The organism is Pectobacterium parmentieri, from assembly GCF_001742145.1.
Classification (GTDB): domain Bacteria; phylum Pseudomonadota; class Gammaproteobacteria; order Enterobacterales; family Enterobacteriaceae; genus Pectobacterium; species Pectobacterium parmentieri.
In genome coordinates, this window is sequence record NZ_CP015749.1 from 1,212,420 (window position 1) to 1,239,093 (window position 26,674).

The window sequence follows — 26,674 nt, forward strand, 5'->3', positions numbered from 1 at the left end:
CGTTACGTGTCGTCGATAAATCCTCTATCAATGATGGAAAATAAATACGCTTCCCGAGTCACAATGAACACCACATCAAGACACAGATAATACGATGAAAAAATCGGATAAACCGCAGGTCGTTTACGACTGTGCATTAGGCGGCTAACCGTTACTAATAATGTGTATTGTCTGAATCTATTCATTACCATGAGGTTACTATGAAAAAGAACCGGTTATTATTTTTTATAGCCTTAGCTATTATTTTCGGAATTATTGTTGGTGGAGCTTGTCATTCCTTATTGACGGCGCAGGAAGCCAAAGAGGTGGTGTCCTACTTTAATTTAGTGACCGATGTTTTTCTTCGTTTGATAAAAATGATTATTGCACCCTTGGTATTTGCAACGCTAGTCTCTGGCCTTGCTAGTATGGGGAATTCTTCCTCTGTCGGCCGAATTGGGCTGAAAGCGATGGTGTGGTTTATTTGCTCTTCCCTGGTTTCTCTTTTTATTGGCATGTTGTTGGCAAATATCTTTGAGCCAGGTGTTGGGATGAATCTCGCCATCCCAAGTACACCAATCCAGGTAGATACTGGGGTGAGTACCGGCGGATTTACACTGAAAAGCTTTATTGCTCATATCTTTCCGCGCAGCATCGTCGAAGCAATGGCGAATAACGAAATATTGCAGATCCTGGTGTTCTCCATGTTTTTCGGTTCGGCACTGGCCTTTGTGAAAGGCCAAAATAAGCATGCCGTCACGATGGAGTCGATGATAGAGGAACTGGCGAAAGTGATGTTTCGGGTGACGGATTATGTCATGCGATTAGCGCCCTTGGCAGTATTTTCCTCATTAGCGTCTTCTATTACGACCGAAGGTCTGGGATTGCTCTTTGACTTTGGTAAGGTCATTGGTGAGTTCTATATTGGATTGGCGCTGCTATGGGGGCTAATGTTCGGTGCCGGTGCGCTGTTCCTCGGGAAGAAAGCAACCTGGGGACTGCTCAAACTGCTGCGTGAACCTAGTATGCTGGCGTTTGCTACGGCAAGTAGCGAAGCAGCTTATCCGAAAACAATGGAGGCACTGAGCGAATTCGGTGTTCCTAAAAAAATCACCAGCTTCGTACTCCCGTTGGGATATTCCTTTAACCTTGTCGGCTCGATGATTTATCAGGCTTTTGCGATTCTGTTTATCGCGCAGGCCTACAATATTCACCTAAGTTTGACGCAACAGACGCTGATTCTGCTGACGTTGATGATCACGAGTAAAGGCATGGCGGGGGTCGCTCGCGCAGCGGTGGTGGTGGTAGCAGCCACATTGCCGATGTTCGGTTTACCCGAAGCGGGTATTTTACTGATTATTGGTATCGATCAGTTTCTGGATATGGGCCGCACGGCGACCAATGTAATTGGTAACGGCATGGCGACAGCGGTGGTTGCCAAACTGGAACAAAACCATGACCATTCCGATGAAGAAGCCCCTGCGATGGCAACCGGGAATGTCTAAATTTGCTTCAGATTACTATGCTGAGACAGACGGCCTTCGGGCCGTTTTTCTCTACTCGCCTTGGTTATCTTTCACACATTGTGACCGCTGTTTTCTATCCCATCCACATTTGCGCAGGCTTTCCTCCCTTCAATAGCTAATGGCTATCGTTGCATTCATATCGTCTTGTTGCAAAAACGTTATTTTTTGTTTGTGTTATCTTTAAATAAGACCGCAAGCTCAGGCTGGTTATTCATTAATCGCCCGATGCAGAATAACGAATATGCCCTAAATAATTCGAGTTTCAGGAAGGCGGCAAGAGAAGGCATCCCGGTGAGCTTACACAAGTAAGTGATTCGGGTAACTAAACGCAGCCGACGCACATGCAACTTGAAGTATGACGGGTATAGCAAGTTAATTTGGGAGGAAGCATGTCATCACACCTTCGCGACACTTGTCTGGATACACTGACGGTACGACAGCAGATTTACCATTATTACAGCCTGCCGAAGGCGGCGAAAACGCTCGGCAATATCGATAAATTACCCAAGTCACTCAAGGTATTGCTGGAAAATTTGTTACGTCATCAGGACGGTGAGACGGTAGAGCAAGACGATCTTCAGGCGGTGGTGGACTGGCTGAAAACCGGCCACGTCGATCGGGAAATTGCCTATCGTCCCGCGCGTGTATTGATGCAGGATTTTACCGGCGTGCCTGCCGTGGTCGATCTGGCGGCGATGCGAGCGGCGGTGAAACGACTGGGTGGCGATGTTAATAAGGTTAATCCGCTATCGCCAGTCGATCTGGTTATCGACCACTCGGTGACGGTTGACCACTTCGGCGATCGTCAGGCGCTAGCGGATAACACGCAGTTGGAAATGGCGCGTAACCGTGAACGTTATGAGTTTTTACGCTGGGGGCAACATGCCTTTAGCCACTTTAGCGTCGTGCCGCCGGGAACCGGGATTTGCCACCAGGTGAATCTGGAGTATCTCGCCAAGGCTATTTGGTACGAAAAGCAGGGAGACAAACAGTTTGCCTATCCTGATACGTTGGTGGGGACAGACTCACATACCACAATGATTAACGGCTTAGGCGTACTCGGCTGGGGTGTCGGTGGGATCGAAGCCGAAGCCGCGATGTTGGGGCAACCTGTTTCGATGCTGATCCCTGATGTGGTTGGCGTCAAGCTAAGTGGCAAGATGTGCGAAGGGATCACGGCAACCGATCTGGTTCTAACGGTAACACAGATGCTGCGTAAGCACGGCGTGGTCGGCAAATTTGTGGAATTTTACGGCGATGGGCTGGATTCGCTGCCGCTGGCGGATCGCGCGACTATCGCTAACATGGCACCAGAATATGGTGCCACCTGTGGCTTCTTCCCTATCGATAACATCACGCTGGATTACATGCGGTTGACCAACCGCGCGGAAGAACAGATTGCTCTGGTTGAGGCTTATAGTAAGCAGCAGGGGCTATGGCGCAATACTGGGGATGAACCAGTATTCACCAGCCAACTCGCGCTGGATTTGGCAACGGTGGAAACCAGCTTGGCAGGGCCGAAGCGCCCACAGGATCGCGTGCCTTTAGCGGGCGTGCCGCAAGCCTTTAAAGCCAGCCGGGAACTGGATGTCAGCTCGGTGAAAAATCGATCTGACTATGAAGCGTTCACATTGGGAGGTGAAACGCATCGCTTGCATCAGGGCGCGGTCGTGATTGCAGCGATCACCTCCTGCACCAATACCTCCAACCCTAGCGTGCTGATGACGGCCGGGCTGCTGGCAAAAAATGCCGTAGAGCGCGGTCTGAAAACCAAGCCGTGGGTCAAAACCTCGTTAGCACCGGGTTCGCGGGTCGTCACGGATTACTATGCGAAAGCGGGATTAACGTCATATCTCGACGAACTGGGGTTTAATCTGGTGGGCTATGGCTGTACCACCTGTATTGGTAACTCCGGTCCGCTGCCGGATGCGATTGAAGCCGCGATAAAGGCAGGCGATCTGACGGTCGGCGCGGTGTTGTCAGGTAACCGTAACTTTGAAGGCCGCATCCATCCTCTGGTGAAAACTAACTGGCTGGCATCGCCGCCGTTGGTGGTCGCGTATGCGCTGGCGGGGAATATGAATGTCGATCTGACGCAGGAACCGCTGGGGGAAGATCGTGACGGGAAAGCGGTCTATCTGAAAGACATCTGGCCTTCGACGAAGGCAGTGGCGGACGCGGTACTGCATGTCAGCGCGGGCATGTTCCACCAACAATATGCCGCTGTGTTTGAAGGAACACAGGAATGGCAAGAGATCGAGGTCGACAACAACCCCACCTATCAATGGCCGGAAGAGTCGACCTATATTCGTCAGACGCCTTTCTTTCTGGACATGGGGAAAGAACCCGAGCCGGTTCAGGATATCCACAACGCGCGCATTCTGGCGATGTTGGGCGATTCGGTTACCACCGACCATATCTCACCGGCGGGTAACATTAAGCGCGATAGTCCGGCAGGGAAATACTTGCTGGAGCGCGGTGTCGAAACCACGGAGTTCAATTCTTACGGTTCACGGCGTGGTAACCACGAAGTGATGATGCGTGGCACGTTTGCCAACATCCGTATTCGTAATGAGATGGTGGTGGGTAAAGAGGGCGGCTATACCCGTCATATTCCGTCGCAGAATGAGATGACGATCTATGATGCGGCGATGCGCTATAAGGAGGAGGGGGTCCCGTTGGCGCTGTTTGCCGGGAAAGAGTATGGCTCTGGATCTAGTCGTGACTGGGCGGCGAAAGGCCCACGCTTGCTGGGTGTCCGCGTCGTGATCGCCGAGTCGTTCGAGCGTATCCATCGCTCTAACTTGATTGGGATGGGGATCCTGCCGCTGGAATTTCCTGACGGTATGACGCGTAAAACGCTGCAATTAACCGGTGACGAACAAATTTCGATTACGGGATTAAACCAACTGACACCGGGTGCCACAGTTGAGGTAAACATCACGGGCGCTGATGGTAATACGCAGACGATCAAGACCCGCTGCCGCATCGACACGCGTAATGAACTGACCTATTACCAGAACGACGGTATTCTGCATTATGTTATCCGCAATATGTTGTAACTCTATGCCTAACCGCCAAGAGCCGACTTTTCACTCTTGGCGGATGTGTTTAGGGTGTAGTTTTTTATACGATCTCAAATGCGTACATCAATAATAAGTGGCTTCATCTTCCCTAAGCGGCACGCTCTGAATGCTGCCGTTCGTCATCGCTATCGCAGACACGATGCTTCTTCGCGAATCACTGTGCTTTTTCGATTGCAGGATATACCTGACGACGTATGTCCTGTCGTCTAAAAAGCGGTAAAAGGAAGGGGGAATGCACAGTTCGCCCTGTGTAACGATCACACTGGGATTGTCATACAGCACCCATTCCTGTGGCGGGGCGAGCCTTGTACTAATCACAATAAGCGTTGGTTGGTAATCCACTGGCTCATTAACTAAAAAACAAACATTGTCTTTAACTTGCCTGACCGACGTTAATTCATCTGGCTGCAATCTGTCACCTGGGCCGGGACAGCCGACAAGAAGAAACGTTGTCACTGTAAGCAGAAGCGCCGGTATTTTAGTGCTACATGTCATGGTTAATTCCAGAGAAAGAATGGCATCGCTGCGTTTACCGAACGTGAACGATCGCTGGCAGCCCAGCTTACTTCGATTTCCGGTGATGAAGAACGAGATATTCATCTTGGTGTACCCGCGCACGTTTTCCCGCATTAAATCCTCGTATCCTCCGGCGAATTATGGTTATGTTGTTGTAACGCTAACTCTATGGGGAATAAGTAAAAATTATTTCTCAGCCATGCCCCGATGACAATGCGAATACCGCTTGAAGCATGACGGGGATATAACAGGAGGTTATATGAATGATGTAATCAAAAAACGTTTTAAACACTCGTTGCTACTGCTTACTTTGTGTGCCGCGGGGGCGATAACCTCGGTTTTTGCTGCCCAGGTTCCCGCCGGTGTGGTATTGGCGGACAAGCAAGAGCTGGTACGAGGTAATAGTTCAGAGCCTGCTTCGTTGGATCCGCATAAGGTAGAAAGCGATGTAGAAGGCCATATTATCAACGACTTCTTCGATAATCTGGTGCGTGTGAGTGATGACGGCACGATACAGCCGCGACTGGCCGAACGTTGGGATAATAAAGACAACACGGTGTGGACGTTCCACCTGCGGCCTGATATTAAATGGTCTGATGGTTCGCCGCTGACCGCCGACGATGTGGTTTACAGTTGGCGACGCCTTGGCGATCCTAAAACGCTGTCGCCTTATGGCAGCTATATCGCCAGTATGTACGTGAAGAATGCGGCAGATATTATGGCGGGCAAAAAGGCACCAGATACGCTGGGCATAAAGGCGCTGGATAGCCATACCGTTGAAGTTACGCTGGAACGTCCGCTTTCCTATTTCCTGGAAATGTCGGCTTACCATGTGTTGGTGCCATTGCCGAAAGCGGTTCTTGAAAAATACCCAGAAAATTGGACGCAGGTCGGGCATTTTGTCAGCAGTGGCCCTTATACGATGAGTGAATGGGTGGTGAACGAACGCATCGTCGGCAAGCGCAATAGCCAGTATTGGGATGATGCGCATACCGTGATTAACAAAGTCACGTACCTGCCAATTAGCTCGCAGGCGGCGGAACTGAATCGTTATAAATCGGGTGAAATTGATATCACGGGGCTTTTGTCGCCCGTGCAGTTTGCGTCGCTGCAAAAAGAGTATCCGCAGGAGGTGAAAGTTTCGCCGCTGTTGTCTACCTACTTCTATCAGTTCAATACGCAAAAACCGCCGTTTGATGATGTTAGAGTGCGCCGTGCCTTAGACCTGAGTTTGGATAAGACGGTTATCGCTGAAAAAGTGATGGGCATGGGGCAGAAACCCGCATATAGCCTGATTCCTCAAAACACCGGAGGCTATACGCGGCAGGAGCCAGAATGGGCCGGCTGGACGCAAGAACAGCGTAATGCAGAAGCGAAAAAATTACTGGAAGAGGCCGGTTTTAACGCGAAAAACCCGCTGCGGTTCAATCTGCTTTATAACACATCAGAATCGCATCTACGTGTTGCTATCGCGGCGAATTCAATGTGGAAAAAGAACCTCGGCGTAGAGGCGACATTACAGAATCAGGAATGGAAAACCATGCTGGATACGATCCGCTCCGGCACCTATGAGGTGGTTCGCTATTCATGGAATGGTGATTACAATGAGCCGAGTACCTTTCTGGAAATTCTGCAATCGGGTAACAGCAACAACAATTCTAAATTCAGTAACGCGGAATATGATGCGTTACTGCAAAAAGCGCTAACGGTAGACAGTCGGCAGGAAAGGCAGGGGATTTATCAGCAGGCAATGACGATTCTGAACCAGCAGATGCCACTACTGCCGATTTATTATTATGTCCAGCCACAGATGGTGAAACCTTACATCGGTGGGTTTTTGCCCGACATCCGTGGTAATTACTACACACAGGATATATATGTGATTAAACAGTAGGCAAAAAAAGACCGCCAGTAAAATACTGGCGGTCTGTGTCTGTGAGCAAATAACGCTATTCGGAATCGTTATTTGATGTCCAGCATGTGCCCCATTTTGGCTGCTTTGGTGGCCAGATAGTGTTCATTCTTTGGGTTGCGCCCGACGATTAATGGCACTCGCTCGACAATGTTGATGCCTGCTTCGTTGAGGATTTTGACTTTCTGCGGATTATTCGTCAGCAGGCGAACTGCATCAACGTCCAGCAGCTTGAACATGTCAGCGCATAGCGTGAAGTCGCGCTCGTCGGCAGCGAACCCGAGTTGATGGTTAGCCTCCACCGTATCGGCTCCCAGATCCTGCAACGCATAAGCCCGGATCTTATTGAGCAACCCAATGTTACGACCTTCCTGACGATGGTATAGCAGCACGCCACGGCCTTCTTCGGCGATGTGGCCCAAGGCGGCCTCAAGCTGGAAACCACAGTCACAGCGCAGGCTAAACAAGGCATCTCCCGTCAGGCACTCGGAATGCACGCGGGCAAGTACGGGAACTGAACCGGAAATATCGCCATAAACCAGCGCAAGGTGGTCATGGCCTGTGGCGATTTCTTCAAAACCCACCATCAGAAAATCGCCCCACGGAGTGGGTAATTTGGCTTCCGCCACCCGTTTTAGTTGCATACTTTTCTCCAAAAACGCGTATCCAAAAAAGCTGTGTCCAAAAAAAGTGCTGAGGCGAATCCTACTGCGGCCTATCGCGCTTGACCAGCAAAAAAGCCTGTTTAAGAACGTCACAAAAATTGAATTACAGTCTGACCTGACCTCAGTTTGGTTTCATCTTCGTTGACAGAACTGAGCGCTATTTTACGCCATACTGACAGTTCATGTCAGATTTTCTGATAGAATTGTGAAAGTTTTGTTGCAAAGCATCATGCTGAATTATGGGAATAAATTATGTACGACATTGCCAAACGAACCACCATTGGCGCAGCGCTATTACTGATTATGCCAATGATTATCTGGATGAGCGGCTGGCAGTGGCAACCAGAGTATGGCGGGCTCTGGTTGCGTGTACTCTTTTGGATCACCGAGACGGTGACATCGCCGTGGGGCATTCTGACTAGTATTGTGCTAAGTCTCTGGTTTCTCTGGTGCCTGCGTTTTCGCCTAAAAGCTGCACTTGGCCTGTTGGTTATTATGGCGATTACGGTGTTGGTTGGACAGGGAATCAAATCGGTGATTAAAGAGTGGGTGCAGGAATCCCGGCCTTATGTGGTCTGGCTGGAGAAAAATCATCAGGTGGATGATAGCTATTTCTATTCGCTACCGCGCAAGGATCGTTCGGAATTGGTGAAAGAGCAGTTGCAGGATCAAACCCAGATCCCACAATGGCTGCGTAGCCACTGGCAGTTTGAAACTGGCTTTGCTTTTCCCTCTGGACATACCCTGTTTGCCGCGACGTGGGCGCTGCTGGGTGTTGGGTTGCTGTGGGCGCGGCGACATTATAAAACCGTGGCGATCCTGATGCTCTGGGCCAGTGGCGTCATGGGCAGCCGTCTGGTTTTGGGCATGCATTGGCCGCAGGATCTGGTGGTGGCGACGTTAATCAGTTGGCTTCTGGTGGTGGTCGCCAGTTGGCTGGCACAGCGTTGGTGCGGCCCGCTATCGCTCCAGTATGAAGAAATCAAAGAACAGGCGGAAGAGGATGCCGCTGAGAATAAATCCTCGTAGCCCCTGAGCGGTGGTTCCTGTCGCAGGTCATACCCTGTAGATTCTATCCTGCGGATGGCATTAGTCATCCGCTTCTTTATGCCTCATCCCCTATTTCTTCCCGCGATTTCCTCGCACAAAATGTAAACAATTTGTGAGCTGCTTCGCTATTCCTGTTTTTGCTGTTGGACAATTTTTCGGTTGGTTGTAAAACTTCATTTGAATGTTAATTCAATATTGAATATATATTCAAACAGGAGAATAACAATGAAACCTTACCGTCTGAAATCCTCCCTGCTGGCTATCATGTTTTCCCTATCTGCTGGCACGTTCGCCGCAGATAACGGCTTGATCGCCATTATTACGCCTTCACACGACAACCCATTCTTTAAAGCGGAAGCCGAAGGTGCCAGAACCAAAGCCGCTGAGCTGGGTTACACCACGCTGGTGGCGTCGCACGACGATGATGTTAGTAAGCAAAATCAACTGATTGAAACTGCCATTGCCCGCAAGGCGAAGGCCATCATTCTGGATAATGCCGGGGCCGATGCCACCATTGGCCCGTTGAAGAAAGCGAAAGCGGCGGGTATTCCTGCGTTCCTGATCGACCGTGAAATTAATGAAACCGGCGTGGCCGTGGCGCAGATCGTCTCCAATAACTATCAGGGCGCACAGCTCGGCGCGGAGAAATTTGTCGAACTGATGGGACAGAAAGGTAAGTACGTCGAGCTGATTGGGCGTGAGTCGGACACCAATGCGCACGTCCGCTCGCAGGGCTACCACGATGTGATCGATCAATATAGCGACATGAAGCGCGTCGCTCGACAAACCGCGAACTGGAGCCAGACGGAAGCGTTTACCCGCATGGAAGCCATCTTGCAGGCAAACCCAGATATCACCGGTGTGATTTCCGGTAACGACACCATGGCGCTAGGTGCAGAAGCAGCGCTGAAAGCGGCGGGGCGTCACGACGTAATTGTAGTGGGCTTTGACGGCAGCGACTACGTGCGTGATTCCATCATCAATAAAGGCAACATCAAGGCCACGGTGCTGCAACCCGGTTGGCAGCAGGCACAGATGGCGGTCGAACAGGCGGATTACTACCTGAAGAACGGCAAAGCACAGCACGATGAAAAACAACTGATGGACTGCATTCTGATCGATGAATCTAATGCGAACAAACTCAACACCTTTGCGTTGAAACCGTAATCGAGGCAGCGGGAGCGTTAGCTCCTGCTGATAGAGGAGTCGTTATGTTGTTTGGTGAACGATATCGCGTCGGCTGGATTGGACTCTGCGCCTTGCTGCTGTCTGCCTGTACGGTGGTCGATCTGGATGAAAATGGTAAGCCGATCATTCCGGTTGACCCAACTTCTACGCCAGGCTATAGCGCCATGACGCCAGAGAATATTGCGACGGCGCTGTGGCAGCCAACATTGCTCCCTACGGCGCAGCAGCAGGCGCTGTCCTGGGATGACGTAAGGAAAATGCAGGCAACGCTGGAAGGCGCGGCACGCAAAGCCGTCTACGCACGGCTTCAGGGCCCGATCGGTGGGATTGATCGAGAAAGTCGTGAAGGAAAATTGGTGCTGAATGTGAAAGGTGACACCGTCACTCTACAGCTAGGACCGATAGTCAAAGGCAATGCGATTCGCGATGCGGCAGGGTTTATCCGCTTTGATGATTTCAAGAATCAGGTGCAGTTTGCTCAATTAGCACGTGCGCTGAATAGCAAAGCGATCGCGTCATTGCCGGAACTGGATGCCAGTGTGCAAGGTAAAACCGTTAACGTGTTGGCGGCGCTGGTCGTGACGAAGCAGGGCATCAGCGATGCGGTGCCGATGACGTTAAACCTGACCGAAACGAGCAGCGGAGGGACGCAATGATGGAAAAATCGGATGTCTCTCTACAGCCTAGCACGGCTTGTCGCCCCGAAATTGTGATGGCAACCCGAGGCATCACTATGCTGTTTCCCGGCACTAAAGCGTTGGATAACGTCGATTACAACGTTTATCGCGGCAAGGTCAACGTGATCATTGGCGAAAACGGAGCAGGAAAATCGACGCTAATGAAGATTCTGGCAGGTGTACAGCAGCCTACGTCCGGCCAGATCCTGCTAAACGGCAACGTGGTGCATATCGCTGATACCCGCGATGCGACGGCGAAAGGCATCGGCATGGTACACCAGGAACTTAACCTGTCCGAAAACCTGAGTGTGGCAGAGAACATCTTCCTGGGTCGGGAACTGCAAAAGGGCGTTACGCCTATCGATCATCTGGAACAGGAGCGGATTGCGGCGGAGCTGATGGCGCGTCTCGATCAGGCTATTTCGCCGCGTACCGAGGTCGCTAGCCTGAAAGTCGGCCAGCAGCAGCTAGTGGAAATTGCCAAGGCGCTGGCGGATCGGGCCGACATTTTGATTCTGGACGAACCGACCTCCGCGCTAAGCAAAACCGAAGTGGAGATTCTGTTTCGCGTGATCCGCGAGCTGACTCGTCAGAATGTTTCCATCATCTACATTTCGCATCGGCTTGAAGAGCTAATGGCGATTGGCGACTACATCACCATCCTGCGTGACGGCTGTTTTCAGGCGGAAGCGGCGGTCAGCGACATCGATGTGCCGTGGATCGTGCGGGAAATGCTCGGCGGTGACCCTGTCACCAGCTTCCTGCATTCGGACAGAACGTTCGGTGCGCCGATATTGGAAGCGGCGCATCTTACCTGTCTCAATGATGCCGGGCATCAGGTGGTGAATGATGTCTCGCTGATGGTGCGTGAAGGGGAAATTGTCGGGATTTACGGGCTGATGGGGGCTGGGCGCACGGAGCTGTTTGAGTGCTTGCTGGGCATTCAGAATGATTATCTGGGCAAGATTTATCTGGATAGCAAACCGGTTAATCCGCGTCTTTCTACCGCGCAGCGCATCCGCATGGGGATGAGCCTGGTGCCGGAAGATCGCAAAAAAACCGGCATTTTTCCGCTCTCATCAGTCGCTTCTAATCTCACTATCGCCAGCCTATGGCGACGGCTGAAATACGGCATGGCGATCTTCCAGCGACAGGAGCAAGAAGTGGTCGCCAGCGCGATTGGGCAGTTAGCGATCAAAGTGTCTTCACCCGAGGTGGAAATTCAGGCGCTCAGCGGTGGTAATCAGCAAAAAGTGGTCATTGGCCGCTCGCTGCTGACCAGCCCCAAGGTGCTGCTACTGGACGAACCGACGCGGGGCATCGATGTGGGGGCTAAGGCCGATGTGTTTGAAATGATGGTCGGGCTGTCCGAACAGGGCATCGGCGTGCTGTTTTCCACCTCGGATCTGAAAGAAATTATGGCGGTATCGGACCGTATTTTGGTGATGTCGAATGGCAAACTGACGGCGAATATCGTGCGTCAATCGGCCAGCGAATCGGCATTGGTTTCGGCAAGTGCACAAGGGTTCTGACATGAAAACGACTCACCTTCCGGCGGCGTCAGGTACGCTATCTCCGGGGAAGTTTGTACGCTCACGAGAGAGCATCCTGCTGTTGATCCTCAGGCTGCGCACGTTCATCGCGCTGTTCCTGATTCTGGGGTTCTTTGCCTTCACGGTGCCCGGATTTTTGGCGACGGGCAGTCTAATCATCATGGTGAAGCACATCGCGATCAATGCGTTTCTGGCTTTGGGTATCACGTTTGTCATCATTACCGCCGGGATTGACCTGTCCATCGGTGCCACGCTGGGGCTGTGCGGCATGGTTGCGGGTTACATGATTACCCAGGGCATTGTGCTGCCTATGTTTGGTATCGCAATTTTCCCCAGCGTGTGGGTCATCGTGCCCGTCGTGTTGGTGATTGGTGCGCTCATCGGTGCCATCAACGGCTGGATTATCACGCGGTATAACGTTGCGCCCTTTATCTGCACGCTCGGAACGATGTACATCGTGCGTGGGGCATCGATGCTGATTTCCGGTGGGGAAACGTTCCCCGGCTTAGGTGGTAATCCACAGTTGGGGAATACCGGTTTTGAGCTGATTGGCTCCGGCACGATCCTAGGGCTCCCGCTAGCTATCTGGTTGATGCTGGTGTTGGCACTGGTGATTGCCTACGTGGCACGTCGCTTACCGTTCGGCCGCCATGTCTATGCAATTGGTGACAATGAGCGTGCTGCTGAGCTTTCCGGTGTCAAAGTACGTCAGGTCAAAGTCTGGGTTTACACCATTTCCGGTTTCTGCGCGGCTATCGCGGGCATCGTGGTGTCTTCTCAACTGGTCGCTAGCCATCCGGCGACGGGCACTGCCTTTGAAATGAACGCGATCGCCGCCGTAGTACTCGGTGGAACGTCATTGGCAGGTGGACGCGGCACGATTCTGGGCACGCTGATTGGTGCGTTTGTCATCGGCATTCTTGCCGACGGGCTAGTAATGATGGGCGTAAGTGAATTCTGGCAGATGGTGATCAAAGGCATTGTCATCATTGTGGCGGTGATTATCGACCAGATGCAGAACTGTATGCAGCACAAGGCCGCGATTGTGTCACAGAAGGCTGCGGCGGAAGGCGCTTAGTTAGGCGTAGATGCATTAAGGGTAGAGTGCATTTTAGTGTAGATCGCACGGGGCGTTGGGTTGTGGCGGGAGCGATGTCGGTAGACATACCGAGGCCCGATTTGAGCGCAATTTTTTTTGATTCAACATGAATAAATATTCGTTTTTGAGTAAAAATTCAAGTGAGGTGAGGTATGAATCCGTACTCCTTGTCGGTGGAGGCGCTGACGAACAAAGCTCGCGCCATACGCCGCCGCATTATTCATCTGAATGCCAATAGCCCGGCTGGTGGGCATACGGGCGCAGATCTGTCACAGGTTGAGATTCTGACAGCGCTGTATTTTCGCATCCTGAACTGTGCGCCGGATCGTCTTCAGGACCCGCAGCGCGATATTTATATCCAGTCAAAAGGCCATGCCGTTGGCGGTTATTACTGCTGTCTGGCCGAGGCGGGCTATTTCCCTGAAGCGTGGCTGGCAACCTATCAGCATCCTGATTCGCATTTGCCCGGGCATCCGGTCAAGCACAAAACGCCGGGGATTGAGCTGAACACTGGGGCGCTGGGGCATGGGCTGCCAGTTGCTGTCGGCATTGCGCTGGCGGCGAAGCGTGATAACAGCCCGCGCCGGGTGTTTGTCCTGACGGGCGATGGCGAGCTGGCAGAAGGCAGTAACTGGGAAGCGGCGCTGGTGGCGGCGCATTACCAACTGGATAACCTGATCATCATCAACGACAAGAACAAGCTGCAACTGGCGGGGACAACCTGTTCCATTATGAATACCGATCCGCTGGCAGAGAAGTGGCAGGCCTTTGGCTTACAGGTCACGGAATGCGCAGGTAATGACATGCAATCGGTGGTGGAAACATTGGAGAACCTGCCTCGCAACGGCAAGCCGAATGTGGTGATTGCGAATACGGAAAAAGGTGCAGGCGTGTCGTTTATTCAGGGACGAGCTGAATGGCACCACCGGGTGCCGAAAGGCGAAGAAATTGCACTGGCGTTGGAGGAACTAAAAGATGAGTAATGCAGAGCACCTGGCAACAGTCATGGTTGAGCAGTTCATCAAGGCCGTCGAACAGGGAATCGATGTCGTTCCGGTGTTGGCGGATTCGACCTCCACGGCGAAAATTTCACCGTTCATACAGCGTTTCCCCGGCCGTATCGTCAACGTGGGGATTGCAGAACAAACGATGGTGGGGACGGCGGTAGGGCTGTCTATCGGCGGGAAAATTGCGGTGACCTGCAACGCAGCACCGTTTCTGATCTCCCGCGCCAACGAACAGCTCAAAGTCGACGTCTGTTACAACAACAGCAACGTCAAGCTGTTTGGGCTTAATGCGGGCTGTAGCTACGGTCCGCTTGCCAGCACGCACCACAGCATTGATGACATCGCGGTGTTGAGAGGGTTTGGCAATATTGAGATCTACGCGCCGTCCAGCCCGGAAGAGTGCCGCCAGATTATCGATTATGCGTTTGCACATCAGGGACCTGTCTATATTCGTCTCGATGGGAAGGCGCTGCCAGCCTTGCATGATGAGCATTATCACTTTGTTCCAGGGCAGATCGATGTGCTACGCAAAGGCAGTGATATCGCGCTGGTTGGGTTGGGATCCACCGTGCATGAAATTGTGACGGCTGCTGAATTATTAGCAGAAAAAGGGCTCTCCGCTACGGTGGTTAATCTTTCCTCTATCCGCCCGTGCAATACTCAGCAATTGCTTGAAATTTTGAGTGAAACGCCTCGAGTCATCACCGTCGAGGAACATAACGTCAACGGCGGTGCAGGTAGTCTGGTTGCGGAAGTGCTGGCTGAAGCGGGCAGTGGGATCCCGCTGGTTCGGTTGGGGATCCCCGATGGTCAATACGCGATTGCTGCCGATCGGAGCGCGATGCGCGCGCATCACGGTCTAGACGCGACGGGCATTGTCAACGCAGCACTGCGTCTTTGTCCGGGAGGCTGATGATGTTTACGCCGGTTATTTTGGCAATCGATGAAGGGACGACGAACGCCAAGGCGATTGCCGTCGATGAGCGGGGGAGCATTCTGGCTAAAGCGTCGATCGCTTTGCAGGTCACGCACCCGCAACCGGGTAGGGCCGAACAGGATGCGATGGCGATTTGGCGTGCAGTTTGTCAGGCCGCTGAAGCCTGCCTGTCGTCATTACACCGCGCTCAGGTGGTAGGCGTTGCCATCAGCAATCAGCGTGAGTCGGTGCTGATTTGGGACAGGAAAACCGGAAATCCGCTGACGCCGCTGGTCAGTTGGCAAGATCGCCGTGCCGAAAAATTCTGTCAGGCGCTACAGGGAAGTGCAGAGGCACGTTTGATCGAATCCCGTACCGGACTGCAAGTCGATCCGCTTTTTCCCGCGGCCAAACTTCATGCCATGCTGGCGGAATTGCCAAACGGCGTTGCCCGAGCGATGCAGGGGGAACTGTGCATCGGGACAGTGGATTGTTGGCTGAACTGGCAGTTTAGTGGGGGACGAGCGTACTCCACCGACTATTCCAATGCCGCGAGAACCCAGTTATTCAATATCCACCGTGGCTGCTGGGACGAGGATCTGCTGGCGCTATTCGGTATTCCCAGCGTTTGTCTGCCTGCCGTCACGCCTTCCTCAGCGTTACATGGTCACACTGGCGTGACGGGTATCAGCGGGCTGTCTGCTGGTGTACCGATTGTGGCGCTGATTGGCGATTCCCATGCTGCGCTGTACGGGCAGGGCATCAACCAAAGTGGTGCAATCAAGGCGACATACGGAACCGGCTCGTCGCTGATGACCACCATCAATACACCACATCTTCACGCCGCTGGGCTCAGCACCACGATTGCCTGGCACGATGGCGAACTGCGCTACGCATTGGAAGGCAATATCACCCATACCGGTTCGGGATTTGCCTGGATTGGTCAGATGCTGGGCGTCCCATCCGTTACACAACTGACCGAACTGGCGCTCAGCGCCGAATCAAATCAGGGCGTCTTCTTTATTCCTGCCTTATCCGGGCTGGGCGCACCCTATTGGGATGTGCAAGCGCGCGGCCTGCTGTGCGGTTTATGCGATGCCACCACACCCGCCATCATCGCCCGTGCCGGACTTGAAGCGATTGCGTATCAAATTGCCGACGTCTTTTTCGCGATGGAGCAGGCATCGCAGGCCGCGTTACCCGCGCTGCGTGTCGATGGTGGCGCGACGCAAAACCGCTGGCTGATGCAGTTTCAGGCCGACTTATTACAACGCCCTCTGATTCGCAATCACAACGCAGAAGTGTCTGCGCTGGGGGCGGCCTATCTGGGCGGAAAGATGTTGGGATGGTGGGAGCACAACGAACAGATCGCCGCGCTGCCGAGAGAGGTCGAAATTATCGAACCGTCGGCGGTGAATCACGGGGTTTTGGAGAGCTATCAACAGTGGCGAACGGCGGTGGCGCGTGCGCGTCTGCGGCCTGAATCATGATTATTTTTAGCAGTAAGAAATGTTAACAGTAAGAACCTATCCGATACGCAAGAAAGATAAGCAGCTCAATACCATTACAAATCTATGAGGTGACTTTATTATGGCAACGTATACCTACCCTGAATTTGGTGCCGGTTTGTGGCATTTCGCGAATTATATCGATCGCTACGCGGTGGACGGCTACGGCCCGGCCTTGAGCACGATCGATCAAATCAAAGCGGCAAAAGAGGTCGGAGAGCTTTCCTACGTCGATCTGCCTTATCCCTTCACGCCGGGCGTCACACTCAGCGAAGTGAAGGATGCGCTGAAGGATGCGGGTCTGAAAGCGATTGGCATCACACCGGAAATTTACCTGCAAAAGTGGTCGCGTGGCGCTTTCACCAATCCCGATCCGGCCGCGCGGGCTGCGGCGTTTGAACTGATGCATGAATCTGCTGGCATTGTGCGTGAACTGGGAGCGAATTACGTCAAAGTCTGGCCGGGGCAGGATGGCTGGGATTATCCATTCCAGGTCAGCCATAAAAACCTGTGGAAGCTGGCGGTTGATGGTATGCGCGATCTCGCTGGCGCTAACCCGGATGTGAAATTCGCCATCGAATACAAGCCGCGTGAACCGCGTGTGAAAATGACCTGGGATTCCGCAGCGCGAACGCTGCTGGGGATTGAAGATATCGGGTTAGATAACGTTGGCGTGCTACTGGACTTCGGCCATGCGCTGTATGGCGGTGAATCACCAGCGGATTCTGCCCAGTTGATTATCGATCGCGGTCGGCTGTTCGGCATGGATGTGAATGACAATTTGCGCGGTTGGGATGATGATTTGGTGGTCGGTACGGTGCACATGACCGAGATTTTCGAGTTTTTCTACGTGCTGAAAATCAACAATTGGCAGGGCGTGTGGCAGCTCGATCAGTTCCCGTTCCGTGAGAATCACGTCGAGGCGGCGCAACTGTCTATTCGTTTCTTGAAGCATATCTATCGTGCGCTGGATAAACTGGATATTCCGGCGCTTCAGGCGGCACAGGAAGCGCAAAACCCGTTACAGGCTCAGCGGATTGTACAGGACGCGCTGCTGTCATCCATTAACGTTAGCGAGTAGCGGCGGTACGGTTCGTCAGGCTTGGAATAGGGGAATTATTCTGCGCCTGACGTTATCGTGGCTCTATCTCTGCGGTACATCACACCCAACGGCACAAACCGCTGGGTGATAAGTCTATTAGATCAGCGTCTCGGCGGTTAACCGATCGGTAATCAACACATCAATGTAGTGGCCGATTAATGCGCCACGAATCGCCGCACTTTTCTCGATACCGCCTGCCAGTGCTACCACGCGCGGACACAGACGTAGCTGTGGTAACGCCATACCAATCACCGGATCTTCATCGTCTTGTAACACCGGTTCGCCTTCCGCATTGTAGTAATGCAGGCATAAATCCCCCACGGCACCGCGTTCGGCCAACTGGTGTAGCATCGCTTCGTGATAATAGTTACCGGAATTTTTCAGTAATTGCGACGGCTCCAGCACGCCGATGCCCACGAGCGCCAGGCTCACTTCGCTAAATTTGTCGACCACGCTGGAAACCTCATCGCTGGTCACCAAACGGGCGCGATCTTCCACCGAACGTTCAATGCTCTGCGCGGGTAAGAGATAGGCCGGACAACTTAATTGGTTGGCTAACGTTTGTGTCAGAATGGTCGCCTGCACATTGCCGTTTGGCCCCACGCCGCCTAACAGTTGGATTACGCCCTGTGCTTTGACGCTTTGCGGATGCAGGCTATCCACCATCGCCCGCAGCGTGCTACTCCAGGATGAGATACCGACCAAATCGTCAGGACGGATGCTGGTTTGGACATAGTGCGCGGCCGCGGAACCAATTGCCTGCTTGATTTGTGCCAACGTGGCGTTGTCGGCGACATCCACCACGATGGCCTGATCGATGCCATAACGCTTTTGAATCGCGGATTCCAGCCCCATGAACATGTTCGGGGGTTGAATTACGCTGATTTTGACCACACCTTCTTTAACACAGCGCGTGATAGCGCGGGATACAAAAGACTGTGACAAATGGAGTGATGCGGCAATTTCTGCTTGTTTCATCCCTTCGCTATAATAGAGCGTAGCGATCTTGACCAATAATCGCTGTTCGTCCTGCTTTGACATGACTTTCCCCCTTGCTGACATGCTGCTGTCATTTTTATTCAGCACAGAATAAATAACAAGCGCAGACGGCAGTGGCGTGCGGTTCTTATTTTCGGCTTTCGTACCGTGATAAGAGTGATGGCAAAGACGATGGCAAAAAATCGGACTGATACCATGATTTCCCTGTCTGTGCTGGACATGGTAATTTAATGGGGTTGGTCGCCAAAATTTGGCATAATTCATCCGGTTAATGGATATCACAGGAAGGAAAATGTGAAATATTTGCTGATTTTTTTACTCGTGCTAGCGATATTCATCATTTCTGTCACACTGGGTGCGCACAACGATCAGGTTGTGACATTTAACTATCTGCTGGCGCAGGGGGAGTATCCTATCTCCACACTGCTCGCCACGCTATTTGCTCTGGGCTTTGGCCTTGGCTGGGTTATTTGTGGTCTGTTTTATCTGCGTCAACGCATTGCGCTTGGCCGTGCACAACGTAAAATCAAGCGTCTGGAACAACAGCTTTCTACCTCCACCGAGGAGAATGTGGTGCCAGAGCAGACGGTCACCCACTAAGGAATTCTCTCTATGTTAGAACTGCTGTTTCTGTTGCTGCCCGTGGCCGCTGCTTATGGCTGGTACATGGGTCGCAGAGGTGCGCAGCAGGACAAAGAGCAGGAATCCAACCGCCTGTCCCGTGAGTACGTCACCGGGGTCAATTTTCTGTTGTCTAATCAGCAGGATAAGGCGGTGGAACTGTTCCTCGACATGCTCAAGGACGACAGCAACACTTTTGAAGCCCATCTTACACTCGGCAATTTGTTTCGTTCGCGTGGCGAAGTTGACCGTGCGATCCGCATCCATCAGGCGCTGACCGAAAGCGCATCATTAACGTTTGAACAACGCCTGTTAGCAGTGCAACAACTGGGCCGTGACTATATGGTAGCGGGGTTGTATGACCGCGCCGAAGAGATTTTCAATCAGTTGGTGGATGAAGAAGATTTTCGACGCAGCGCCTTGCAGCAACTATTGCAAATCCATCAGGCAACCAGTGACTGGCAGACGGCAATCGATGTTGCGGAAAAACTGGTCAAGATGGGTAAAGATCAGCTCCGTGTGGACATTGCTCATTTTTACTGCGAGTTGGCACTACTGGCGATGGGCAGCGACGATTTGGATAAAGCGCTAACGCTCTTGAAGAAAGGGGCGACGGCGGACAAGCAGTGCGCTCGTGCGTCTATCATGATGGGACGTATCTACATGGCACAGCAGGATCATTCGCGCGCTGTGGAAGCGTTGCGACAGGTTCTCGATCAGGATAAAGAGCTAGTTAGTGAAACGCTGCCGATGCTACAGGAGTGTTATCAGCATTTAGATAAACTCCTGGATTGGGCGAACTTCCTCAAACGCTGCGTGGAAGAAAACACCGGCGCGACGGCGGAATTGATGCTGGCCGACATCCTCGAAAAAGAAGAGGGTGCGGAGGTCGCACAGGCTTATATTAACCGGCAGCTTCAACGCCACCCCACGATGCGCGTGTTCCATCGCCTGATGGATTTTCACCTGCATGAAGCGGAAGACGGGCGAACAAAAGAAAATCTTCAGGGATTGCGTGACATGGTGGGCGAACAAATTCGTACCAAACCTCGCTACAACTGCCGTAAATGCGGTTTCACGTCACAATCACTCTATTGGCAATGTCCTTCCTGCCGTACCTGGGCCAGCGTGAAGCCGATCCGTGGGTTAGATGGGCAATAATATCTCGCGATACCAAGGGGGCCATTATTTTAATGCCTTTTAGTTACAACATACAATACGTTGTGTCTGATTTCCGTTTCAGCTAACGTCTTTAATGGCATTCGTCTTCAGGCTGCTGGGATTTCAGGGACGGGACATGTAGAATGCGGCGGGAATTTTGGTTTCGCAAAAGACTGGGTGACGAATGAAAAACGAGAATCTACAGCAAAAGAATCAAGCGGTATCATCCCCGATTGTTGTCGCGTTGGACTACGCTAGTCAGGATGCGGCGCTGTCGTTTGTTGACCGTATCGATCCGCAAGATTGCCGTTTGAAGGTAGGCAAAGAAATGTTTACCTTATTTGGCCCACAATTCGTGCAGACGTTACAGCAGCGCGGCTTTGATGTGTTTCTCGATCTGAAATTCCACGATATTCCGAACACCGTCGCTCACGCCGTGGCAGCATCTGCCGATCTTGGCGTGTGGATGGTGAATGTTCACGCCAGCGGCGGTTCACGCATGATGGCGGCAGCGAAAGAAGCGTTGGTGCCGTTTGGTAAAGATGCGCCATTGTTGATTGCCGTAACTGTGTTGACCAGTATGGACGAAGAGGATTTACGCGGGCTTGGCATTACCGTCAGCCCTGCTGAGCAGGCGGAAAGACTGGCTGTGCTAACGTACAACAGCGGGCTGGATGGCGTGGTGTGTTCTGCGCATGAAGCACAGCGGTTGAAGCAGGTATGTGGTCAGTCATTTAAGCTGGTCACGCCGGGGATTCGCCCTGCTGGCAGCGATGTTGGCGATCAGCGCCGTATCATGACGCCCGTTCAGGCACAGCAGGTGGGCGTAGATTATATGGTGATTGGGCGTCCGATCACCCAATCTGCCGAGCCAGCGCAGACGCTGCGTGATATTCGCGCTTCGTTGTTAAACGGTGCTTCATCATGAATCATGATAAGAACAGTCAACTGGTTTACTCCACAGAAACCGGGCGCATTACGCCGGAAGAAGAAAAAGTAGTTCGACCAAAAGGCGATGGTATCGTGCGTATCCAGCGCCAGACCAGTGGGCGCAAAGGCAAGGGCGTATGCCTGATTAGCGGCCTCGACCTTGATGATGCTGCGCTGGATAAACTGGCTGCTGAGTTGAAGAAAAAATGCGGCTGCGGCGGTTCAGTGAAAGAAGGCGTGATAGAAATTCAGGGAGATAAGCGCGACCTGCTAAAACAACTTCTGGAAGCGAAAGGGATGAAGGTCAAGCTGGCCGGCGGTTAAGTATAAAAGCAGCAGGTTTACTCCCGTGAGCCTGCTGCTATAAATTTGTTATTTATCGACCTGACGGCCAATCAGCCCGCCGATGGCAGCACCGCCCAGCGTTCCTAATGTTCCGCCATCCGTTAAGATAGCCCCACCAACCGCGCCGGCACCGGCACCAATTGCGGTATTACGGTCACGTTTGGACATGTTTGAACAACCTGCGAGCGTAACAGCGAGCGTAATTGCCAGAGCGGCTGTCGCAAAACGTTTGTTTAATTTCATTTTCTTCCCCTTTCTGCTCTTAGTCTCACGTTTCTTGTGAGGAAAATATCGAACAAAGTGATTTTTGCGGTATTAAATAAAGAAATGCAGCCTGTTACCGCCTGATGACAAGTATAATCATCGGAAAAAACAGCAACAGGTAAAAACTCCTAATTCCCCGACGTTACTTTAACGATAGCAATATTTGATAAAATTGGCTGTTTTTTGCACAATTCTGTGGCGTGTCTCTTTCTTTTTCCCATAGCAGAACACCGCTAGGTCTTTAGCGATTTAGCCCATAGCGACGAACTCGTCAGGCCGCGAGAATGGTGTTATCGCGTCGATGGGAGGCTGATTATGTTAGAAACGCTAAAAAGACAGGTGTTAGAAGCCAATTTGGCTCTGCCGCAGCATAATTTGGTGACGTTTACCTGGGGAAACGTCAGCGCGGTAGATCGGCAGCGTGGCCTGATGGTGATCAAACCTTCCGGCGTGGAGTATTCGGCCATGACGCTGGAGGATATGGTCGTCGTTGAACTGGAAAGCGGCAAAGTAGTGGAGGGGACGAAGAAGCCATCGTCAGATACCGATACTCACCGTGTGCTGTATCTGGAATTTGATGATATCGGCGGTATTGTTCATACCCACTCCCGCCATGCCACGATATGGGCGCAGGCCGGTAAAGACATTCCCGCCTGGGGAACCACGCACGCGGACTACTTTTATGGCCCCATTCCCTGTACGCGCCTGATGACGGACGAGGAAATCAACGGCCGCTATGAGTGGGATACGGGAACGGTGATCGTCGAAACTTTCCGCCAGCGCGGAATTTCTCCGGTGGATGTCCCGGCAGTGTTGGTTAATTCGCATGGCCCCTTTGCGTGGGGGAAGGATGCCGATAATGCGGTACACAATGCCGTAGTTCTGGAAGAACTTGCCTACATGGGGATTTTCTCACGCCAGTTAACGCCTCAGTTGGGTGAAATGCAGCAAACGCTGTTGGATAAACACTACTTGCGTAAGCATGGCAAGAATGCCTATTACGGACAGTAAACCACAGTAGCCCACTAGTTGTATTACCGGCAGGAAATATTCCTGCGCTTTCAAATAATGAAAGGATACTCTTACCCTGCCAGCATATTGCTTGCGGGGTGTTCTTCTATTTTAAAATAAAAGGTTTTTTATTTTTCCTGTAGACAGTAATAAAATGTGAGCACTCTCACGCCGCGCAGGGCATAGCAGATTATTACTGGTCGCTAGCGAGACATTCATGACTGCGCTTTCTATTACAGGGTAACGTTGCTTGCATCAATACGGGCATGTTTCCGGTAATGAGAACGCGAGGGTATCATGATAGATTCAAATAAAAATTATTACATGAGCTGTTTGTTTTTCCTTTTTTTCTTCATCGGTTGGGGGTGCTGTTTCCCTTATTTATCATTATGGCTAACGGAAACCATTGGCATTAGCTATGGCGATGTTGGGCTGGTGTATTCCTTTACTGCCGTTGTGGCGGTATGTGTTCAGCCATTATTCGGTTTTATTTCTGACAAACTTATTTATCGTAAGCATCTTATGTGGATGCTCGCTCTTATTATTACGTTTTTTGCACCTTATTGGATTTTCATCTTTGCTCCGCTATTAAAACTTAACGTCATTCTCGGTGCGTTTGCGGGCGGGATATATATCGGTATGGCTTACGGCGCAGGCTGCGGCATTTGTGAAGCGTATATTGATAAAGTCAGTCGGGCATCGGGTTTTGAATTCGGCCGTGCGAGAATGTTTGGCGGTATTGGTGCAGCATTAGGAGCTTTTGTTGCAGGAAAACTGTATGGCATTGATCAGAACCTGATCTTCTGGACAGCCAGTGCCGCAGGTGTGTGCTTATTATTTATTGTATGGAAAACGCAGGTTAACGCTTCTAATCCGCATACGCAGCAGGCACGTTCTAATTCACCAGTCACACTCAAAGAGGCGGTAGCACTGTTAAAGTTAAAAAGATTCTGGTTTTTTGCTATCTACATGATTGGTGTAGGGGCGGTCTATGAAACCTACGACCAGCAGTTCGCGATTTATTACACCCATTTCTTTGAAAACAAAGCTCGTGGTGCAGAAATTTTTGGCTATTTAACCACCGGGCAAATTTTCCTGGATGCCATGGTGATGTTTTTCGCCCCGTGGTTTGTGAATAAAATTGGGCCGAAAAATGCACTGCTCTATTGCGGTTTTATTATGAGCTTTCGCATTATCGGTTCCGCATGGGCGGTTGGTCCAATATCTATTAGTTTAATTAAATTACTTCATGGGTTTGAAAGTTCAGTGCTGCTGGTTGCTGCCTTAAAATATATCATTGCGAATTTCAATCCGCTGCTTTCCGCTACGATATATCTTATTGGATTTCAATTCTCTAAAAGTTTCAGCTCGATTTTTCTATCCACCGGGATTGGTCACTTGTATCAGAAAATGGGATTTTCAAGTAGCTACCTGGTACTAGGAAGTGTCGCATTGTTCTTCACTGTTATTTCATTATTCACATTGGATAAAAATAGAGTGTTTGTCCATAAACCTGATTTTGTTTATTAATTTAAGTAGGGGGCGGTATGTCGAAAATATATTATGGTGTTGCCTATTACGATGAGTATATGCCGGAAGATCGTCTGGAAAAAGATATTTCACTCATGCTGGAAACGGGGATCAATGTTGTACGCATTGCTGAATCGACATGGAGCACGTTAGAACCTACAGAAGATGAGTATAATTTTTATCATATCGATCGCGTTCTGGATGCGATGCATCGTGCAGGGATCGCTGTCATCATCGGCACGCCAACCTATGCGATTCCGTCGTGGCTTGCTCTCAAGCACCCTGAGGTCATGGTCACGACCGTTGAAGGACAGCAAAAATACGGGCCTCGGCAAATCATGGATATTGTTAGCCCTGTGTTTCGTCGTTATGCAGAGAATATCATCCGCGCGTTGCTGGAGCATGTGCAGCATCATCCTGCAATCATCGGATACCAATTGGATAATGAAACCAAGCATTACGACAATATTGGGCGCTATATGCAGGAAGGCTTTGTCCAGAATTTACGCGAAAAATACGCCAACCTCGATCAATTGAATCAAGATTTTGGCCTCGATTACTGGAGTAATCGTATTGACCGTTGGGAAGATTTTCCGCCCGTAGAGAACACGATTAATGCCAGCCTCGCCTGTGCTTTCAGCCGCTATCAGCGACAGCAAGTCACGGATTATCTGGCGTGGCAGGCGAGTATTGTGCGGGAATATGTGCAATCACATCATTTCGTTACACACAACTTCGATTTTGAATGGCGCGGTTACTCATTTGGCGTACAGCCTCGCGTTGATCATTTTACGGCAGCGAAATGTCTGAGCGTAGCGGGTGTCGATATTTATCACCCGAGTCAGTCACACCTGACTGGGAGAGAGATCTCTTTTGGTGGTGACGTTACACGGAGCCTGAAACACGGGCGGAACTATTTTGTTCTCGAAACGCAAGCGCAGGGTTTTCCTCAGTGGACACCCTATCCGGGCCAATTAAGGCTGCAAGCATTTAGCCACATAGCATCGGGTGCAGCGATGGTATCGTACTGGCATTGGCATTCTATCCATAATTCGTTTGAAACTTACTGGAAAGGGCTGCTGAGCCATGATTTCTCTCGTAATCCAACCTGGCAAGAAGCAACAACGATTGGGGCTGATTTTGCCCGGCTTTCTTCATCGCTCGACTCATTGCGGGCAGATCATGATGTTGCATTGTTGGTCAGTAATGAAGCGATGGATGCACTGAATCAGTTTAAACCCGGAGACGCGAAAACTAACGTTTATAACGACATTGTACGTCGGTTTTATGATGCGCTTTACGATCACAATATTGCACTCGACATTATTAACGACGTGGACGAAAGCACGGCGCGATATAAGGTTGTCATTATTCCTGCGCTCTATGCTGCTGATGATGGGCTTCTGGAGCGGATTAATCGTTATATTGAGTTGGGTGGTCGTGCGCTGATTGGATTTAAATCGGGGTTCAGTGACGAAAATGTGAAAGTACGACACGGTGCTCAACCTGGGTTGCTAAGCCATGTATGTGGCGTGAGCTATAGCCAATTCACGTTGCCAGAAGAAGTCACGGTTACCGCGAGCGTGCCTGATATTGATTGTAGCCGTGATAATCGGGCAGAGTTATGGATGGAACTACTGACGCCTTTACCCGAAACACGCGCCTTGCTGCGTTACCAGCATCCGGCCTGGCGTGATTACGTTGCCGCAACCGAGGCGAATTATGGCGATGGGTTGGCAATGTATGTGGGGTTTCTGCCGCAACCTTTCCTTATTTGCCAGTTATTTGATCATCTGACGCGAGGCATATCGCTTCGTTCGTGCACATCACGCTATGCATTTCCGCTTATTGTAAAACGAATGAAAAACTCTCATGGCAAGTCAATTTCTTTTGTATTTAACTACTCAGAGAAACCCCAATCTTATCATTGTGAAATGGGTGGTTACGCTTTATTAACTGACACCGAGGTTGTAGAAGGCTCATCGTTGCTGCTCAACGCCTGGGATTTTATTATTATCGAAAGCTAAGC

General features: G+C 51.3%; 23 protein-coding genes. 19 read left to right on the forward strand and 4 right to left on the reverse strand.

Annotated elements, in window-relative coordinates:
* The first annotated feature begins 200 nt into the window (after positions 1–200).
* On the forward strand, positions 201–1,484 hold the full coding sequence (locus tag A8F97_RS05400; RefSeq protein ID WP_014700281.1) for a dicarboxylate/amino acid:cation symporter: 1,284 nt from the start codon (positions 201–203) through the stop codon (positions 1,482–1,484).
* A gap of 410 nt (positions 1,485–1,894) precedes the next feature.
* Entirely contained in the window at positions 1,895–4,567 is a 2,673-nt protein-coding gene (gene acnA / locus A8F97_RS05405) for an aconitate hydratase AcnA (RefSeq protein WP_033071624.1), read from the forward strand.
* Positions 4,568–4,654: 87 nt separating this feature from the next.
* On the opposite strand, the gene A8F97_RS05410 is transcribed toward acnA, so the two are convergent.
* Positions 4,655–5,191, reverse strand: a complete 537-nt coding sequence (locus A8F97_RS05410) for a putative T6SS immunity periplasmic lipoprotein (RefSeq protein WP_227001584.1) — start codon at positions 5,189–5,191, stop codon at positions 4,655–4,657.
* Positions 5,192–5,366: 175 nt separating this feature from the next.
* On the opposite strand from A8F97_RS05410, the gene A8F97_RS05415 reads away from it, so the two are divergent.
* Positions 5,367–7,001, forward strand: coding sequence for an ABC transporter substrate-binding protein (locus tag A8F97_RS05415; protein ID WP_033071623.1), 1,635 nt, complete (start codon positions 5,367–5,369; stop codon positions 6,999–7,001).
* A gap of 68 nt (positions 7,002–7,069) precedes the next feature.
* Here the strand turns inward: A8F97_RS05415 and ribA are convergent, their stop codons facing one another.
* Positions 7,070–7,663: a GTP cyclohydrolase II gene (ribA, locus tag A8F97_RS05420; protein WP_005972518.1), complete on the reverse strand. Its 594-nt coding sequence runs from the start codon at positions 7,661–7,663 to the stop codon at positions 7,070–7,072.
* 273 nt (positions 7,664–7,936) lie between these two features.
* On the opposite strand from ribA, the gene pgpB reads away from it, so the two are divergent.
* The 9 genes from pgpB (at position 7,937) to A8F97_RS05465 (ending at position 17,763) form a co-directional block, all read left to right on the forward strand.
* Positions 7,937–8,713 (forward strand): phosphatidylglycerophosphatase B, encoded by a 777-nt coding sequence (gene pgpB, locus A8F97_RS05425; protein ID WP_014700277.1) that lies wholly within the window; start codon positions 7,937–7,939, stop codon positions 8,711–8,713.
* A gap of 246 nt (positions 8,714–8,959) precedes the next feature.
* On the forward strand, positions 8,960–9,901 hold the full coding sequence (locus tag A8F97_RS05430; RefSeq protein WP_005972510.1) for a D-ribose ABC transporter substrate-binding protein: 942 nt from the start codon (positions 8,960–8,962) through the stop codon (positions 9,899–9,901).
* Positions 9,902–9,945: 44 nt separating this feature from the next.
* Entirely contained in the window at positions 9,946–10,578 is a 633-nt protein-coding gene (locus tag A8F97_RS05435) for a DUF2291 family protein (RefSeq protein ID WP_014700276.1), read from the forward strand.
* Between the two features lie 77 nt (positions 10,579–10,655).
* Entirely contained in the window at positions 10,656–12,131 is a 1,476-nt protein-coding gene (locus tag A8F97_RS05440; RefSeq protein ID WP_183042278.1) for a sugar ABC transporter ATP-binding protein, read from the forward strand.
* A 1-nt stretch (position 12,132) separates the two neighbouring features.
* A complete protein-coding gene (locus A8F97_RS05445; protein WP_033071622.1) occupies positions 12,133–13,230 on the forward strand; it encodes an ABC transporter permease in 1,098 nt (365 codons plus the stop codon).
* A gap of 173 nt (positions 13,231–13,403) precedes the next feature.
* On the forward strand, positions 13,404–14,234 hold the full coding sequence (locus A8F97_RS05450) for a transketolase (protein WP_014700273.1): 831 nt from the start codon (positions 13,404–13,406) through the stop codon (positions 14,232–14,234).
* A complete protein-coding gene (locus tag A8F97_RS05455; RefSeq protein WP_033071621.1) occupies positions 14,227–15,171 on the forward strand; it encodes a transketolase family protein in 945 nt (314 codons plus the stop codon). The genes A8F97_RS05450 and A8F97_RS05455 overlap by 8 nt, the downstream gene beginning before the upstream one ends.
* 2 nt (positions 15,172–15,173) lie before the next feature.
* On the forward strand, positions 15,174–16,664 hold the full coding sequence (locus A8F97_RS05460) for an FGGY-family carbohydrate kinase (protein WP_015730654.1): 1,491 nt from the start codon (positions 15,174–15,176) through the stop codon (positions 16,662–16,664).
* 100 nt (positions 16,665–16,764) lie between these two features.
* Positions 16,765–17,763, forward strand: a complete 999-nt coding sequence (locus tag A8F97_RS05465; RefSeq protein WP_014700270.1) for a sugar phosphate isomerase/epimerase family protein — start codon at positions 16,765–16,767, stop codon at positions 17,761–17,763.
* A 117-nt stretch (positions 17,764–17,880) separates the two neighbouring features.
* On the opposite strand, the gene A8F97_RS05470 is transcribed toward A8F97_RS05465, so the two are convergent.
* Positions 17,881–18,825, reverse strand: a complete 945-nt coding sequence (locus A8F97_RS05470; RefSeq protein WP_014700269.1) for a sugar-binding transcriptional regulator — start codon at positions 18,823–18,825, stop codon at positions 17,881–17,883.
* A gap of 252 nt (positions 18,826–19,077) precedes the next feature.
* On the opposite strand from A8F97_RS05470, the gene A8F97_RS05475 reads away from it, so the two are divergent.
* The 4 genes from A8F97_RS05475 (at position 19,078) to yciH (ending at position 21,819) form a co-directional block, all read left to right on the forward strand.
* Positions 19,078–19,383: a LapA family protein gene (locus A8F97_RS05475; RefSeq protein ID WP_014700268.1), complete on the forward strand. Its 306-nt coding sequence runs from the start codon at positions 19,078–19,080 to the stop codon at positions 19,381–19,383.
* A gap of 12 nt (positions 19,384–19,395) precedes the next feature.
* Positions 19,396–20,565, forward strand: a complete 1,170-nt coding sequence (gene lapB, locus A8F97_RS05480; RefSeq protein ID WP_014700267.1) for a lipopolysaccharide assembly protein LapB — start codon at positions 19,396–19,398, stop codon at positions 20,563–20,565.
* Positions 20,566–20,749: 184 nt separating this feature from the next.
* A complete protein-coding gene (pyrF, locus tag A8F97_RS05485) occupies positions 20,750–21,493 on the forward strand; it encodes an orotidine-5'-phosphate decarboxylase (RefSeq protein WP_033071620.1) in 744 nt (247 codons plus the stop codon).
* Positions 21,490–21,819 carry a stress response translation initiation inhibitor YciH gene (gene yciH, locus A8F97_RS05490; protein WP_014700265.1) on the forward strand — a complete coding sequence of 110 codons (330 nt, stop codon included), beginning with the start codon at positions 21,490–21,492 and terminating at the stop codon, positions 21,817–21,819. The genes pyrF and yciH overlap by 4 nt, the downstream gene beginning before the upstream one ends.
* A gap of 48 nt (positions 21,820–21,867) precedes the next feature.
* Here yciH and osmB read toward each other — a convergent pair whose 3' ends face one another.
* Positions 21,868–22,083 carry an osmotically-inducible lipoprotein OsmB gene (gene osmB / locus A8F97_RS05495; protein WP_010276685.1) on the reverse strand — a complete coding sequence of 72 codons (216 nt, stop codon included), beginning with the start codon at positions 22,081–22,083 and terminating at the stop codon, positions 21,868–21,870.
* 336 nt (positions 22,084–22,419) lie between these two features.
* Between osmB and araD the strand changes: the two genes are divergently transcribed.
* The 3 genes from araD (at position 22,420) to A8F97_RS05510 (ending at position 26,672) form a co-directional block, all read left to right on the forward strand.
* Positions 22,420–23,115 (forward strand): L-ribulose-5-phosphate 4-epimerase, encoded by a 696-nt coding sequence (gene araD, locus A8F97_RS05500; protein WP_014700264.1) that lies wholly within the window; start codon positions 22,420–22,422, stop codon positions 23,113–23,115.
* Positions 23,116–23,412: 297 nt separating this feature from the next.
* Complete coding sequence (locus A8F97_RS05505; protein WP_033071619.1) at positions 23,413–24,645, forward strand: oligosaccharide MFS transporter; 1,233 nt, start codon at positions 23,413–23,415, stop codon at positions 24,643–24,645.
* A 17-nt stretch (positions 24,646–24,662) separates the two neighbouring features.
* Positions 24,663–26,672 (forward strand): beta-galactosidase, encoded by a 2,010-nt coding sequence (locus tag A8F97_RS05510; RefSeq protein WP_033071618.1) that lies wholly within the window; start codon positions 24,663–24,665, stop codon positions 26,670–26,672.
* Positions 26,673–26,674: the final 2 nt, after the last annotated feature.

What these genes read in the sequence shown, in the direction of transcription:
- A8F97_RS05505 (WP_033071619.1), top strand. Translation starts at nt 23,413, where the DNA reads ATGATAGATTCAAATAAAAATTATTACATGAGCTGTTTGTTTTTCCTT.
- A8F97_RS05400 (WP_014700281.1), top strand. Translation starts at nt 201, where the DNA reads ATGAAAAAGAACCGGTTATTATTTTTTATAGCCTTAGCTATTATTTTC.
- A8F97_RS05450 (WP_014700273.1), top strand. Translation starts at nt 13,404, where the DNA reads ATGAATCCGTACTCCTTGTCGGTGGAGGCGCTGACGAACAAAGCTCGC.
- ribA (WP_005972518.1), bottom strand. Translation starts at nt 7,663, where the DNA reads ATGCAACTAAAACGGGTGGCGGAAGCCAAATTACCCACTCCGTGGGGC.
- A8F97_RS05510 (WP_033071618.1), top strand. Translation starts at nt 24,663, where the DNA reads ATGTCGAAAATATATTATGGTGTTGCCTATTACGATGAGTATATGCCG.
- A8F97_RS05435 (WP_014700276.1), top strand. Translation starts at nt 9,946, where the DNA reads ATGTTGTTTGGTGAACGATATCGCGTCGGCTGGATTGGACTCTGCGCC.
- A8F97_RS05440 (WP_183042278.1), top strand. Translation starts at nt 10,656, where the DNA reads ATGCTGTTTCCCGGCACTAAAGCGTTGGATAACGTCGATTACAACGTT.
- A8F97_RS05430 (WP_005972510.1), top strand. Translation starts at nt 8,960, where the DNA reads ATGAAACCTTACCGTCTGAAATCCTCCCTGCTGGCTATCATGTTTTCC.
- A8F97_RS05455 (WP_033071621.1), top strand. Translation starts at nt 14,227, where the DNA reads ATGAGTAATGCAGAGCACCTGGCAACAGTCATGGTTGAGCAGTTCATC.
- yciH (WP_014700265.1), top strand. Translation starts at nt 21,490, where the DNA reads ATGAATCATGATAAGAACAGTCAACTGGTTTACTCCACAGAAACCGGG.
- A8F97_RS05445 (WP_033071622.1), top strand. Translation starts at nt 12,133, where the DNA reads ATGAAAACGACTCACCTTCCGGCGGCGTCAGGTACGCTATCTCCGGGG.
- A8F97_RS05410 (WP_227001584.1), bottom strand. Translation starts at nt 5,191, where the DNA reads ATGAATATCTCGTTCTTCATCACCGGAAATCGAAGTAAGCTGGGCTGC.
- pgpB (WP_014700277.1), top strand. Translation starts at nt 7,937, where the DNA reads ATGTACGACATTGCCAAACGAACCACCATTGGCGCAGCGCTATTACTG.
- A8F97_RS05465 (WP_014700270.1), top strand. Translation starts at nt 16,765, where the DNA reads ATGGCAACGTATACCTACCCTGAATTTGGTGCCGGTTTGTGGCATTTC.
- acnA (WP_033071624.1), top strand. Translation starts at nt 1,895, where the DNA reads ATGTCATCACACCTTCGCGACACTTGTCTGGATACACTGACGGTACGA.
- A8F97_RS05460 (WP_015730654.1), top strand. Translation starts at nt 15,174, where the DNA reads ATGTTTACGCCGGTTATTTTGGCAATCGATGAAGGGACGACGAACGCC.
- osmB (WP_010276685.1), bottom strand. Translation starts at nt 22,083, where the DNA reads ATGAAATTAAACAAACGTTTTGCGACAGCCGCTCTGGCAATTACGCTC.
- A8F97_RS05415 (WP_033071623.1), top strand. Translation starts at nt 5,367, where the DNA reads ATGAATGATGTAATCAAAAAACGTTTTAAACACTCGTTGCTACTGCTT.
- pyrF (WP_033071620.1), top strand. Translation starts at nt 20,750, where the DNA reads ATGAAAAACGAGAATCTACAGCAAAAGAATCAAGCGGTATCATCCCCG.
- lapB (WP_014700267.1), top strand. Translation starts at nt 19,396, where the DNA reads ATGTTAGAACTGCTGTTTCTGTTGCTGCCCGTGGCCGCTGCTTATGGC.
- araD (WP_014700264.1), top strand. Translation starts at nt 22,420, where the DNA reads ATGTTAGAAACGCTAAAAAGACAGGTGTTAGAAGCCAATTTGGCTCTG.
- A8F97_RS05470 (WP_014700269.1), bottom strand. Translation starts at nt 18,825, where the DNA reads ATGTCAAAGCAGGACGAACAGCGATTATTGGTCAAGATCGCTACGCTC.